This window comes from Thalassoglobus sp. (assembly GCF_048270125.1).
GTDB lineage: Bacteria > Planctomycetota > Planctomycetia > Planctomycetales > Planctomycetaceae > Thalassoglobus.
Map to the genome: position 1 here is coordinate 128310 of NZ_JBLWTN010000008.1, position 13801 is coordinate 142110.

General features: G+C 51.3%; 10 protein-coding genes. 6 read left to right on the top strand and 4 right to left on the bottom strand.

Annotated elements, in window-relative coordinates:
- Positions 1 to 22 precede the first annotated feature (22 nt).
- The 4 genes from ACN0YR_RS11950 to ACN0YR_RS11965 are packed head-to-tail and all read left to right on the top strand — an operon-like array spanning position 23 to position 2639.
- The gene (locus tag ACN0YR_RS11950) at positions 23 to 208 is read left to right on the top strand and encodes a hypothetical protein (RefSeq protein ID WP_417849456.1); all 186 of its coding nucleotides are present in this window, start codon (positions 23 to 25) and stop codon (positions 206 to 208) included.
- Positions 189 to 1349 (top strand): hypothetical protein, encoded by a 1161-nt coding sequence (locus ACN0YR_RS11955; RefSeq protein WP_417849457.1) that lies wholly within the window; start codon positions 189 to 191, stop codon positions 1347 to 1349. The genes ACN0YR_RS11950 and ACN0YR_RS11955 overlap by 20 nt, the downstream gene beginning before the upstream one ends.
- Before the next feature lie 31 nt (positions 1350 to 1380).
- Complete coding sequence (locus ACN0YR_RS11960; protein WP_417849458.1) at positions 1381 to 1902, top strand: hypothetical protein; 522 nt, start codon at positions 1381 to 1383, stop codon at positions 1900 to 1902.
- A 44-nt stretch (positions 1903 to 1946) separates the two neighbouring features.
- Positions 1947 to 2639, top strand: coding sequence for a ThiF family adenylyltransferase (locus tag ACN0YR_RS11965; RefSeq protein WP_417849459.1), 693 nt, complete (start codon positions 1947 to 1949; stop codon positions 2637 to 2639).
- Between the two features lie 390 nt (positions 2640 to 3029).
- Here the strand turns inward: ACN0YR_RS11965 and ACN0YR_RS11970 are convergent, their stop codons facing one another.
- Positions 3030 to 3749 carry a 3-keto-disaccharide hydrolase gene (locus ACN0YR_RS11970; protein ID WP_417849460.1) on the bottom strand — a complete coding sequence of 240 codons (720 nt, stop codon included), beginning with the start codon at positions 3747 to 3749 and terminating at the stop codon, positions 3030 to 3032.
- 350 nt (positions 3750 to 4099) lie between these two features.
- On the opposite strand from ACN0YR_RS11970, the gene ACN0YR_RS11975 reads away from it, so the two are divergent.
- Both ACN0YR_RS11975 and ACN0YR_RS11980 read left to right on the top strand, forming a co-directional pair.
- Positions 4100 to 7261, top strand: a complete 3162-nt coding sequence (locus ACN0YR_RS11975; protein WP_417849461.1) for a DUF1553 domain-containing protein — start codon at positions 4100 to 4102, stop codon at positions 7259 to 7261.
- Positions 7262 to 7383: 122 nt separating this feature from the next.
- Entirely contained in the window at positions 7384 to 8835 is a 1452-nt protein-coding gene (locus ACN0YR_RS11980) for a DUF1501 domain-containing protein (protein WP_417849462.1), read from the top strand.
- A 34-nt stretch (positions 8836 to 8869) separates the two neighbouring features.
- Here the strand turns inward: ACN0YR_RS11980 and ACN0YR_RS11985 are convergent, their stop codons facing one another.
- The 3 genes from ACN0YR_RS11985 to clpX form a co-directional block, all read right to left on the bottom strand.
- Positions 8870 to 9556, bottom strand: coding sequence for a TIGR04283 family arsenosugar biosynthesis glycosyltransferase (locus tag ACN0YR_RS11985; protein WP_417849463.1), 687 nt, complete (start codon positions 9554 to 9556; stop codon positions 8870 to 8872).
- 52 nt (positions 9557 to 9608) lie between these two features.
- Positions 9609 to 10904 (bottom strand): MFS transporter, encoded by a 1296-nt coding sequence (locus ACN0YR_RS11990; RefSeq protein ID WP_417849464.1) that lies wholly within the window; start codon positions 10902 to 10904, stop codon positions 9609 to 9611.
- 376 nt (positions 10905 to 11280) lie between these two features.
- Positions 11281 to 12552, bottom strand: coding sequence for an ATP-dependent Clp protease ATP-binding subunit ClpX (gene clpX / locus ACN0YR_RS11995; protein ID WP_417849559.1), 1272 nt, complete (start codon positions 12550 to 12552; stop codon positions 11281 to 11283).
- Positions 12553 to 13801 lie beyond the last annotated feature (1249 nt).

Sequence of the window (13801 nt, forward strand, 5' to 3'; positions counted from 1 at the left end):
GCAATTTACGGCGGTGACATCCGTGTTTCACCAAAGACTCCACACAGAACCCATCGACGGCAGCATCACCCTCGACAACGCCGACGTCCCAAACGCTGATTCTTTTCACAACCTCACCGGGACACTTGTCAATGAACTGGCAAGTGTCCCGGTTTCTTTTTCCATCACCAACGACGGAGGTCCGCATCATGAACCGCTCCAACCATGATCGCCAACTGCTGAAAGCAGCGGTCATGCTCAAAGAAGCTTATGACACGACCCAACTTCCCACAGCAACCCACTCATTCCCCACTGAGTCATTCCCCACTGAACAGTGGCAGAGAATTCAACGGCTGGAACGACAACAACAGTTGGCCGAGAAACACGGGTATGCCGTTGCTGCTCAGTCCTGTCGTCAGCGATTGAGTGAACAGATTCGTTGCTGCGTACAGGAACTCCAGCAATACGAAATGCAACTCTCGCAGACTCTCCGATCTCAGTCCGTTCCCTCATTACAAATGTTGTACGCAGAGCTGCAAGCTCTGGATGACGAATTCGTTGACGTCGAGATCGATCGAGTCCTCAAAGAGGTTGTTGTTGGCACAGAACCAATTGTCCTGGAAGGGATCGATCTCGGTCGTTTCCAGATTCGACTTTCGCTGAAGAGAGTCGGCGTTCAGGGTTCCTTCGGTGTCACTCCTCTCGATCCGAACCCCTCATCACCAGACGACAACGTCTCGCACCCTCACGTTCAGGGCGACTCGCTCTGTCCAGGTGAGGGAACCCAAGCAATCAACAACGCGCTCGCAGCAGGTCGCCTGACCGATTTCTTTCTCACGGTGAGACAGATTCTGCTGACCTACAACTCATCGTCCGCTTATGTCTCACTCTGTGACTGGCACGGAGTCGCTTGCGGGGCTTGTGGAGACATGGTGAACAGGGATGACTGTCGCGACTGTGAGCGCTGTCAAGAATCACTCTGTGATTCCTGCAGCCGCCATTGTCAGGGCTGCGAAGTCACGCTCTGCAATGAGTGCTCAGAAACCTGCACCGAATGTGATGACAGTTATTGCCGCGACTGCCTCGAAAACGAACTCTGTCCCAGTTGCCTTGAACTAGAGGATCTTTCGAATTGGTTTGCAGGTTCTGCCTCGTGGCGAACAGTATTTTCACTAGAGAAATACGTCCTTCACGGGCACACGGTAGAGCAAACTGCTCTAGAAATGGAAGACCATGATGACGAATCGGAAGACACACCCGCTCCCCCGACGACACCTGCGACGACCACGTCAGAAGCGACAGCGAAAACCAACACGTCCCACGCTACGGTTCAGTCCCTATGCCTGGGCAAAGTTATTACACCTGCGTGACGCTGGGCCGACGGAAGTCGGTGGGTTTGGAATGACCGAAGCAGAAGACCTGTTGTTCGTCAATGACTTCGTCCTCATCGAACAACACTGCACCGAAGTGACCGTCGCATTCGAAGACCTCGCTGTCGCGGACTTCTTTGACGATCAAATCGACCGTGGCTACCGTCCCGAACAGTTTGCACGCATCTGGATCCACACGCATCCCGGAGATTCTCCTCAACCCAGCCATGTTGACGTTGAGACGTTCGAGAGAGTCTTCGGACATTGTGATTGGGCTGTGATGTTCATCATCGCGCAAGGTGGGAAGGCCTACGCCGAACTCTCCTGGCGTCATGGCGGTCCTGCGGCACTTCGCATGAATGTGAAAGTCGATTATTCACAACCGTTCGCCAGCAGCGGCCAGCATACATGGAACGCAGAATATCGCAGCTGCGTTCACAAACAACACGCACTCAATCCGTACGACTTCGACGAATGGGAAGGGTGGTTCTCCGAGAACGAGAATGCTCCAGAACTCAACAGAGATCCAACACGTGATTTCAGCACCTCATAAATCGACTACGAATCCATCATGAACTCAGCCCTCCCGGAGAACGCATGACCACAACGAAAGTCCGCTTCACTCGTCAGCAAGAACTGGTCCCGATGGAGAAACTTAAGAATCTCAAAGTGACCGTGATTGGAGTCGGCGCCATCGGCCGCCAAGTTGCCATTCAACTCGCTTCCATCGGTGCCAGGTCGATTCAACTTATCGACTTCGACACAGTCGAACCGACCAACATCACTACTCAGGGTTATTTTGAAGCAAACCTCGGTCGCTCCAAAGTCGAAGCGACTGCGGAGCACATGCGAGAGATTGACTCCAACGTCGAAGTCTCCACGATCCAAGACCGCTACCGTCCCCGGCAACATATTGGCGAGGCCGTGTTCTGCTGCGTCGATTCGATCAGCAGCCGCGCAGCAATCTGGAAGTCAGTGAAAGGCCGACAGCAGTTCTGGTGCGACGGTCGCATGCTCGGCGAAGTGATCCGCATCCTGACAGCGACCAATTCAGAATCTCGTCATCACTACCAAACAACCCTCTTCCCTCAATCCGAAGCTCAATCTGGCAGTTGCACCACCCAATCCACCATCTACACCGCCAACCTCGCCGCCGCCCTGATGCTGCACCAATTTACTAGATGGATGAGAGAGATTTCAGTGGATTTAGACATGACGCTCAATCTGGTTGCCGCTGAGATGACATCACTCTCTCTAATGGGATGGTCTGGGATGGCCACCGCCCATTGAAAACATCTCAGTTCTGATGAATTGATAACGATTCTGTCCGCAAGCCCAAAACTCTTGTGGTGTTTTTGTGGCGTTACCATTCCCTGTTCAGCTTGTTCTATGGTTAATTCATTGACTGACCTTGTGGCGCAAGTCGTTTGAAAATAGCGACTTGATGGTAATTTGAAAGGTAGGGGATTTCCACCTCGGAGAATCTCCCCCTCTCCGCTTTTGATTTTTCTGCGACACTGAGCGACAGGACGAGTGATCTCCTGTCGCTTTTTGCATTTGTGGCTCTTCGCAATCACCCTTTTGATGTCCCTTGGGCTCTTGCGGTGTGTCGATCTGAAGCCATCTATCTTCGGTGCCGATCCCCGGCCTCTTTGCGGGCGCGAGAAACGCGAAAGTGTTTTAATGGTCCTCGTCTTTGGAGAGTTTTTTGATTGGTGTCAGGTCGAGTTTGCGGAATTCGACTTCTGAGCCTTCTGCTTGTACGGCGATCTGCCCTTTTGAGGCTGTGCATTGGGTGCCGTGGTTGACGAGGTCTCCGTTGACCCAAACTTTGACCTGATCTTCAAAGCATTCAATGACCATTTCGTTCCATTCACCGACCGGTTTTTCGGAATCGTCTGTCAAATTAAGAATTCGCCGACCTTTGCCTTCCGTGATTCCCCAGTTTTCTTTTGGACCACGCCGCTTCACCATGTCGGGAACAGTGATGTCCTGCACGATGCACCAGAAGTCGCCGGCATGTTTGTGGTTCATTTGAACTTCGATCGACTTGGGGAACATTTTGTAGAGTGCTCGTGGCGTCGATGCATGAACCAGCACACCACAGTTTCCCGGTTTTCCTGCAAAACGATATTGAACGACCAGTCGATAGTTTTCGTAGGATGCATCGGTGATCAGATGACCTTGCGGAGTTCCCAGGCTGACCAGCATTCCATTGCGAACGATGAATGGAGATTCTTTATCCGGATCGTTGTCTTGGGCTGGGACGTCGATGTGCCAGCCGCTCAAGTCTTTGCCGTTAAACAGTTCTTCCGCGACTGTCGTACGTTCGCAAGTGAAGAGTGCACAAAGGCAAACAATCGCGAATCGAAGGATGTTTGAAGGAGAGTGGCTTGGCATCTGAGAATCCTGTGAATGAAAGTTGGGTCAGTCAGTCTTCAAACTATTGTAGTGATATTCATCAAGAGTTTGACCAGTCACGATCTCGAAACGAGGTGGATCGCTACCCTCGCGGTCTGTAGAAATGGATCAGGATTACATGTTCTTGGGTTGCAATGTACGATGCATTGGAATGCTATCGCATCACTGCTCAATGAATGGGAAACGGTGATGTAAGCATCATCACCAGGCAGCCTGGTCAAGAGTGACAAGTCGCGGCGATGTTTGAAGACTTTGATCCAGGGTGTTTCAAGCGGCTGCTGAGGCGGTTTTCTGAGGCTGTACAATTCAACCCGTTGATGGAAGCAATTATGAGTTTCCGAAGAACGAAAATTGCTGTTTTTCGCATCGTTCAGTGGCAGCTGATCTGCTGTGCCATACTGCTTATCTCGGCAACACTCTTAGCTGAAGATTCCCGTTCGCCGGTCTCCTTCAACCGAGACGTTCGGCCAATACTGTCGGATAAGTGCATGTTCTGTCACGGCCCCGACAAAGCGACGCGCGAAGCTGATTTGAGACTGGATCACGAACAGACGACTCACGAAAGGGTTCTGGTTGCGGGGCATCCTGGCAAGAGCGAATTGTTTCGCCGCATTACAGCGGAGGACGAAGACGAAATGATGCCGCCGAGCGATAGCGGACGCACGCTGACGAAGAAAGACATCGAAGTTCTGCGACGCTGGATTCAAGAGGGGGGACGCTACGAGGAACACTGGTCATTCATTGCCCCGGCCCGAGGTGAGCTTCGGAAAGTCTCGGAGCCGGATCGCGTTCAAAACCCTATCGACACATTCGTGCTCTCGCGATTAGAAGACCAACAACTTAGCCCATCAAAGCGGGCCGCGAAGCAGACACTCTTGCGCCGCGTGACTTTCGACCTCACCGGGTTGCCACCGACTTTGAAAGAGCTTGAAGCATTTCTCGCTGACGATTCCGAAGATGCTTACGAGCGTGTTGTCGACCGCCTGTTGAGATCGCCTCGCTACGGCGAGCACATGGCGCGCTACTGGCTCGACGCTGCTAGGTACGCTGACACCAACGGTTTCTTTGTTGATATGGAACGCTCGATGTGGCGCTGGCGAGATTGGGTCATTGATGCATTCAATGAGAACATGCCGTTTGATCAATTTACGATCGAGCAGTTGGCTGGCGATTTGCTTCCCGACGCAACTTTAGACCAGAAGATTGCCAGCGGTTTCAATCGTAACCACATGATTACGCGGGAGACCGGAGCAATTGAAGAGGAGTACCGTGTTGAATATGTCGTTGATCGGGTCCATACGACGGCGACCACTTGGCTGGGGCTGACGGTTGCATGTGCGCGTTGCCACGATCACAAGTTTGATCCCATTTCGCAGAAAGAGTTTTTTAGTCTGTTCGCATTCTTTAACAATGTTCCCGAAGATGGTGTCAGCAAACGGAGTGGGAACGCTCTCCCGCTCTTGCAACTCCCTTCCGAGGATTTAGAGCAACAGCTCTCGCGACTGAATCGTGAGATTGTCGAGATCGAAAAGAAGGTCGCAGCGATCGAACCGAAGTTTTTGGAGGCTCAGACAAACTGGGAGCAGTTCTCGCTGACCCATCAACCAAAGTTGCCGACCGAGGATTTGTTGGCTCATTTTCGGCTGGACGACAACGCTGCGAATGATGGTCTCCTCGCATCTCACGCAGAGGCAGACGGAAACGTCGAGTTCGAGAAAGGGTTTCTCGGACAAGCTGCGAAATTTGATGGGGACTCCGTTCTCGAATTCAACGAGTCAATCAGCATTGACTACGACACTCCATTTTCAATGAGTGCCTGGGTCAAGCCGACGGGGGGACGTCCTGCTTGTGTACTTTCCAAGAATGACGACGTCAAAAAGCTGCGCGGGTTTGATTTGATGATTGTGAAGAACAAGCCGATCGTGCATTTGATTCATCAGTGGAATCATAATGCGATCAGTGTCACAACGAAAAAGGGGCTCGCCGGCCCGCAGTGGCAGCACCTTTGCGTGACTTACGACGGATCTTCATCAGCTGCTGGTGTGAAGATTTATGTCGATGGAGAATCACAACAATTAGAGATCGAATTCGACAGCCTTTCTGGTTCGATTCAGACGGAGCAACCGTTACGTGTCGGTCGGCGTAGCACCAGCGCAGCGTTTGTCGGTCTAATTGACGACGTGCGGCTATATGCGGAAGAACTTCCGAAAGAGCAGGTAGATGAGTTGTTTGGAGTTCAGTTGATCGACGGGGTCGCGAGTCTTCCACGGGATGATCGACCAGGGTATGCCAAACAGCAACTTCTGCAACACTTTCTGAACACACCAGAGGCGGCGGAGTTTCGGGAGGTTTACGAAATGCGAAAGCGGCTGCTCGATCGGTACTCAGAGTTGAAAACGACGATTCCCAGTATGATGGTGATGCAGGAGAGCGAGCAGCCACGCGAAACCTTCGTGCTGATTCGTGGGCAATACGATCAGCCCGGAGAAAAAGTCGATGCGGGGGTGCCTGCGTTTCTGCCTCCATTTTCCGACGCTCTGCCGCGTAATCGACTCGGATTTGCCAAATGGCTGGTTGATCCGGCGAACCCGTTAACAGCGCGGGTGGCTGTGAATCGCTATTGGCAACAGTTCTTTGGGACTGGACTGGTGAAGTCGACAGATGACTTCGGATCTCAAGGTCAATGGCCGAGCCACCCTCAATTGCTGGACTGGTTGGCGGTTGAATATCAGGAGAGTGGATGGGACACAAAGCATCTGCTCAAATTGATTGTCATGTCAGCAACCTATCAACAGGAATCGCGAATCACCAAAGAGAGTTGGGAACGCGATCCCGAAAATCGATTGTTGGCACGCGGGCCAAGATTTCGCATGGATGCAGAAGTTGTGCGAGATAATGCGCTCGCGATCAGTGGGTTGCTAGAAAATAAGTTGGGTGGTCCGAGCGTGAAGCCGTATCAACCTGCAGGACTTTGGAAGGCGGTCTCCTACGGCGGAGACCTGTCGTATGTCCCGGATTACGGCAACGGTTTGTATCGTCGTAGCCTGTACACGTACTGGAAACGACAAAGTCCTCCGCCAGCTCTCATGGCGTTCGACGCACCGACGCGTGAGACCTGCACCGTCAGCCGTCCGCGAACTAACACGCCGATGCAGGCTTTGGTGTTGATGAATGATGTCACGTATGTCGAAGCGGCACGTCTGTTGGCTCAACAGATGATGGAGTTGTCCACAGACCGCCCCGCCGATCGGATTGTGTATGCGTTCCGGCTGGCGACGTCTCGAAAGCCTCTTGATAGTGAACTCGCCGTTCTGCAAAAGACATTTCAGCGTCAACTCAACCGTTTTCAGAATGACGAACAAGCTGCCCTGGCCCTGCTGTCAGTTGGTGAGTCTGATCGAGCTGAATCGCTGGACGTCAGCCATCACGCAGCCTGGACGATCGTCGCCAGTATGATTTTGAATTTGAATGAGACCATTACGAAAAATTAAAACGCCTTCCTGTTTTCTGTGCCAGCAGAGAGAGTGTTGTTCATGCGGAAGATGCACATGACCACGATAAGCGTTGAGGGTACTCTTAATTCGCAGAAGTTGTTCGAGACAGAGAAAAATCAATGACTCCATTCAACCACCTGACTCGGCGACAACTGCTCTCGCGTAGTGCTTGCGGGATTGGCACGGCGGCGCTTGCCTCACTCCTGACTCCCGACGCAAGCGAAGCTGCGAATCAAACGGAAGGCCCTGCTGGACTTCTCGCGCAACCGCATTTCCCTGCCAGGGCGAAACGAGTGATCTACTTGTTCATGCATGGTGGTCCGTCGCAGATGGAGATGTTCGACTACAAGCCGACTCTCCGAAAAATGCACGGGATGGAAATCCCTGATTCTGTTCGAGGTGATCAACGGCTGACCGGGATGACTTCAGGACAGGCTACTTTTCCGATTGCTTCGCCACAGCAGTTTAAGTTCAAACAACACGGAAAGAGTGGCGCGTGGGTCAGTGAACTGATGCCGCATTTGGCTCGGCGCTCCGATGAGATTTGTTTTATCAAGTCGATGCACACCGAAGCGATCAATCATGATCCTGCGATCACATTACTGCAAACGGGACACCAACAGCCCGGTCGCCCCAGCCTAGGGGCTTGGTCGAGTTATGGGTTAGGCAGCGAGAATGCAAACTTGCCGTCGTTCGTCGTGCTGATCTCAGACGGTTCCGCCTCACGTCCCACCGATCCACTCTATGCTCGCCTGTGGGGGACCGGGTTTCTACCGTCGAGTCATCAGGGGGTCAACTTCCGTAAGAGTGGCGATCCAGTCTTGTATCTGTCCAATGCGAAGGGAATAGATTCCGCCTCACGACGATTAATGCTGGATGGATTGGCAGACCTCAATCATCAGCGTTATGAGACCGAAGGGGACCCGGAAATTCTGACACGCATTGAACAGTACGAGATGGCATATCGCATGCAAACATCTGTTCCTGAACTGACGGACCTCTCCAATGAGTCCGCCAGCACGCTCAAAATGTATGGGGATGACGTCACGACTCCCGGAACCTACGCTGCGAATTGTTTGCTTGCTCGACGGTTGGCGGAGCGTGATGTGCGATTCATTCAGCTTTACCATCGTGGCTGGGACCAACACTATAATCTGCCGAGTGACATTCGTTTGCAGTGTGGAGACATCGACCAACCGACCGCTGCACTGCTCACTGATCTCAAACAGCGAGGGTTGCTGGAAGAGACGCTCATTGTCTGGGGCGGAGAGTTTGGACGGACGGCGTACAGTCAGGGGAAACTGTCAACAACCGATTATGGGCGAGACCATCACGGACGTTGCTTCACGATGTGGATGGCAGGGGGAGGGATCAAACCAGGTATCAGCTACGGCGAAACCGATGAGCTTTGCTACAACGTCGTCAACAACCCTGTTCATGTTCACGACTTGAACGCAACGATCCTTCGTTGCATGGGGGTCGACCATAAAAAGCTGACGTTTAAGTTTCAGGGTCGTGACTATCGTCTCACGGATGTCGAAGGAAATGTCGTCGAAGCAATCTTGGGATAGCGGAAGTGGTCTCTTCAACGTTGAGAAAACGGCTCTACTCTTCTCTCACGTGACCGTACCAGTTCGCTAATGTTGCGGGTTTCACGCCCATGTGAGACATGGCAATTAACGACCAGTTGCGAAGGGTTTGTTTTGCGACTCCATTTTTTTCCCAGCGGCGAGCGCTGACTTCCAATGGGTGATCAGCGACGACGAGCTTGCCCTCACGTTTTAGTTGCTTCGAAAAGTAGAGATCTTCCATCAGCGGGATTTCCGGGAATCCCCCCAGTTTCTCAAAAAGATCTCTTTTCAGGAACAGTCCCTGATCGCCGTAAATCCAACCCAGATTTCTGACGCGCCAAGAGTTTCCGCGTTCTACAATTCGATACTTCCGCGACGAATGGGCGATCTCCTGTCTAAAGCAGCCTGCTGCAACTCCCGGCATTGAGAGAGTTGCTACAACTGCGTCTGTGAAGCTTGTGACGACTTGACAGTCAGCGTGTAAGAAAAGCAAGAACTCGCCTGTCGCTTTTGCCGCTCCGGTGTTTTGCTGAAGGGCGCGACCGAGTGGAGCTGACAGAACTACGTCCGCTGCCACTGCTTTCTCCAATGTCGCATCCGTGCTCCCACCGTCAACGACGATCACCTCGCACTGCCCGGCACGTTGAGTTTGTTTGATGGTCAACTCAATATTCTGCTCTTCATTAAGCGTCGGGATGATGACAGAAATGAGTGAGCTCATGTCAAGAAAACCATTGGAGCGAACAACAGAAGAGCAGGGTAGTGTTTGATTCTCAGCTTCCTTCGTTCGCTGAAAACTGATGTCTCGGTTCGACCATTTGGAATGTCAGAATCGCACTCAAAATGACCAGGAAGCTGACACCAAAAAATGGGATCTCATAAGGAATGGTGTCGATCAGGAAACCGACCAGGGGTGAAAACACAAATGGGAGCGCGAACATGATTTTCATCGTGCTCAAGTATTGTGGATGATGTTGCTCTTCAACAAGTTCGAGCGTGTAGTTGAGGATCGTACGCATCAAAACGGGGGTGAGCCCGAGCAGGACGAATGTTAACCAGAACCATTCCGCCGCATTGGGAATCACTCCCCAGGCAAACATGATAGCCAGAATCGGCGTCAATGAGACGGCAAACAATCCGATGCGAATCGCGAGTCGGTTCCCGAACTGGTCGGCGATACGCCCTAGAATTGGACTGTAAAACCCGACGCTGATGTTCTGTGCAATCACCCAGTAAATGAGGTCTGTCTCGGATGTTCCCACTTTGGTCATTCCCAGCCATTGATAATGGGGGAATACGAGCAGCGAGGAAATAAAGAGCATCGAGACAAACGCAGCTTTTCGAAATGCTTGGTCGTGGAGGAAAATTTTCCACGCAGTTGCGAATGGCTGAATGATTTTCATCGGCCTGAGACCGTCATCTTTGTCTCGTTCTTCAACACAAAACAGAGCGACACAACCTGCTGCCAGAAAGGCTGTTCCATTGAATAGAAAGACCCACGTGAAACCATCATGATTCGGAATGCTTAGCCATGGCTGTAACCAAAACAACGCTGCCGTGACCGCAAAGAATGATCCAATGACGCCACCGACTCCGAGGAGGAATCCGCGCCGGTTTGGTCGGACCAGCTTTCCTTGCAGAGTTCCAAAGGCAAGTTGATTGATGCCAGTCGCGGAAAAGAAAATAAAGTACAACACCAAAAAGAAAGGAGGCATCCACCATGTACGACGATCTTCCAGTCCATACCAGACCGCTGACAGCAGCAGAAAGGGAAGAGCCATCGCAATAGCTGTGGCAAACAATGGAAGCTTCTTCAGTGGGTGACTTCGCAAACGGTCCGCATACATCAGCGGTGGAACGGACTGTCCGACGCGGCTAAGAATAGGCAATAGCCCGCGCATCCACCCGGCTCCGGAGATGACATCGACCACAAAGGGCATGATCACGCTCTCGGTTTTGAAGATCCAGCCCACACGAAGGACAACGTTTTGCAGTGCAAGCGTTGCTAAATTTCGATTTTCAATTTTTGCTTGATCCGATCGAACTTCGCGATCGTCCTGCCCCTCCATGATGTCCAGTCCTGGTGTGATCACCTGTTGAGAATTGTGTTTGCGATTCCATCTCCTCAAATCAAGATGAGAATCCAGAGTGACAGCAGAGGCCGTCACTCTCGGTCTGGGGTGCCATTGCACCTCCGTGCTTGCTGTGCTCGTGAAGAAACGGTTCTCTCAGAAGAAACGCTGAACTTCAAAATGCAGATCGGGCACATCAATATGAAAAATGCTTTGATCCGGTCAGTGTTCCCACATTGTTCCCATGATTGATGGGATGTGACGTTAGCTTATCGTCATTGACACCAGAATCAAACAGGCACAAAAAAAGGGCGGCACAAGAATGTGCCGCCCTGAGCGTGATTGTGAGCCATAAAATGAGTCAGCGAACTGATTACGCTGCTGCGGACTCGTCTTCTGAGAACAGTTTTTCTTCACCCAAGACAACCTGTGGAGTGATCACATAATGCTTACCCCGTTCTTGATCGGGCAGTTCGAACATGATTTCGAACATCACATCTTCGATCACACTTCGCAGTCCACGGGCTCCAGTCTCTTTGGCTCTGGCGACTTTCGCGATTTCTGTCAGAGCTTGTGGCTGGAATTCGAGGGTCGCCCCTTCCATTTCGAAGAGCTTCGTGTATTGATTCACGAGTGAGTTCTTCGGTTCGGTCAAGACGCACACCAGTTCGTCTTCGGTCAAGCTGCGAAGTGTTGTGAGTACGGGCAATCGTCCGAGGAGCTCGGGGATCAGTCCGTATTCGAGGACATCTTCGACGGTTGCTCGTGCGAGAAGTTCACGTCGCTGATCTTCTACGCTGCGAGCATCGTGTCCGAATCCGATCATCTTGCGACCGAGTCGCTTGGCGATGATTTCTTCCAGCCCGACAAATGTTCCCCCACAGATGAAGAGGACGTTTGTGGTGTCGACTTGGATATATTGTTGCTCGGGGTGTTTGCGTCCCCCTTGAGGTGGAACGTTGGCGATCGTTCCCTCAAGCATTTTCAACAGTGATTGCTGGACCCCTTCGCCGGAGACATCTCGTGTAATCGAGACGTTCTGACTGGTCTTTCCGATCTTGTCGATCTCATCAATGAAGATGATCCCACGTTGGGCACTTTCGATATCGAAGTCCGATGAGTGAAGAAGTTTGAGAAGCAAGTTCTCGACGTCTTCACCAACGTACCCAGCTTCGGTGAGGGTTGTGGCATCACCGATGGCAAAGGGGACTTGCAAGAACCGAGCGATGGTTTTCGCAAGCAGCGTTTTTCCCGATCCCGTTGGGCCGATAAACATGATGTTGGATTTTTCAATTTCCACATCGTTTTCGACATCGTCGACAAGCATGAGTCGCTTGTAGTGATTGTGGACAGCGACGGCCATTGTTCGTTTGGCACGTCCTTGACCAATCACGTATTGATCCATATGAGCGACGATCTCGCGAGGAGTCGGAACTTTTTGGAACAGTTTCTTATTGTCGCCACGCCGACGGCGATCCTGATCGAGAATGGATTGACATAAGTCGATACATTCCCCGCAGATGTAAACATCTCCAGGACCTTCTACAAGTGGCCCGACATCGCGATAGCTCTTTCCGCAGAAAGAGCAGTTCGCGTTTTTCTTTCCGGAACCGCCTCGGCTCGAAGTAAACTCTTTGGAGGTCATGTAATTTCCTTCACAGCTGTCGACCAGTGTAATGATCGTCGGCAGGTCTCGAAACATCCTCCATGCCGTGTTTCGAGTTGATTGTCATTTGGATCATCGTGAACCGAAACTGATGTGGTCAATCTCTGTCGTCAAGTTTTCAGGATTCATCGGATATAAATTAGGCAAGGTTTAGGATGCCAAATTTAGAATGTGGCCTGAAATCGCGCAAAAGTTGCACTCTTCAATCTTTTGTTGAGCGGGAACTTTGTCTCTGCAGGATTTCCAGTGTGATCACTTCACCGGAGCGATCACTCACAGAAGATGGATCCCGTCGCGTCCCAATTCGCAGTGGTACGCTTTGATCTCAACTTTTGTGTTTGGATCGACTTTTTAACTGACCCTTGATGGATCGGAATTCTTCTTTCGAGAGGTCACCTCCGAGGTGCAATTCTTCCATTTGATTTAGTATTTCATCGGTAGCGTCCGCAGGATCATCACGATCCCGATACCATGACCGTACTCTCTGGATTCCCACTGCGAGAAGAAGCAACGCAACTACGAGGCCAATACCGAGAATTGAGGTCCACTCTCTGAGGTTTTCCAGCTTTTCTTGTTGCATTGGGTTCAATTGGGTGGCCTCCCTTCAAGTTAACATGCATTATCTGCCGATAAGCCATCAAAGACAAGAACTTGATTGACTGCAACGGCAATCTTCACCGGTTACCACTTTTCTCAGCCGATTCGGTCCGTGTAACTCTTTCAAATCAGGTTCGTAGAACTGACAACCAGGAACAGTCTGAAACGGCTGTTACCCAAACCGAATGTCTCAATCAGGTCGATGATCAAAAGACCAGGGATTGAGAAACCTGGAGCATTTTCAATACTTTCCGTGGCCATGAAGTTCACAATCTTGACTTCATGAGCTGTTCGCCATGAGGCAGAACGTGAAGTCCAATATTGGATTTGCTCCATGAGAAAATGTATGGAATTGGACATTAAAATAGAATCTCAGTAATCCCAATTTTCTTTGGAGAAAAACTCCTCTGTGCCTTCATCCTGGTTTGTCAGACTTAGAGTCGCCTCCAGTCTGCCCAGGATTTCATCAGGTTACCGGTGAAATTTCCTCGGGCCCTGTCTTCCTCGGATAATTTTTCTCCAGTGCGGGAATCTTGAGGGTTTATTGAAATTTGCCACAAGTTGAAGTGGCGGTTTTTTAACGCCTTGACAGCTTTCTCGGCTCGTCAATGATTTATGGATAAGCCAACGA

Excerpts from the sequence above, each read along its gene's own strand:
- ACN0YR_RS11955 (WP_417849457.1), top strand. The coding sequence starts at position 189 with ATGAACCGCTCCAACCATGATCGCCAACTGCTGAAAGCAGCGGTCATG.
- ACN0YR_RS11960 (WP_417849458.1), top strand. The coding sequence starts at position 1,381 with ATGACCGAAGCAGAAGACCTGTTGTTCGTCAATGACTTCGTCCTCATC.
- ACN0YR_RS11965 (WP_417849459.1), top strand. The coding sequence starts at position 1,947 with ATGACCACAACGAAAGTCCGCTTCACTCGTCAGCAAGAACTGGTCCCG.
- ACN0YR_RS11970 (WP_417849460.1), bottom strand. The coding sequence starts at position 3,749 with ATGCCAAGCCACTCTCCTTCAAACATCCTTCGATTCGCGATTGTTTGC.
- ACN0YR_RS11975 (WP_417849461.1), top strand. The coding sequence starts at position 4,100 with ATGAGTTTCCGAAGAACGAAAATTGCTGTTTTTCGCATCGTTCAGTGG.
- ACN0YR_RS11980 (WP_417849462.1), top strand. The coding sequence starts at position 7,384 with ATGACTCCATTCAACCACCTGACTCGGCGACAACTGCTCTCGCGTAGT.
- ACN0YR_RS11985 (WP_417849463.1), bottom strand. The coding sequence starts at position 9,556 with ATGAGCTCACTCATTTCTGTCATCATCCCGACGCTTAATGAAGAGCAG.
- ACN0YR_RS11990 (WP_417849464.1), bottom strand. The coding sequence starts at position 10,904 with ATGGAGGGGCAGGACGATCGCGAAGTTCGATCGGATCAAGCAAAAATT.
- clpX (WP_417849559.1), bottom strand. The coding sequence starts at position 12,552 with ATGACCTCCAAAGAGTTTACTTCGAGCCGAGGCGGTTCCGGAAAGAAA.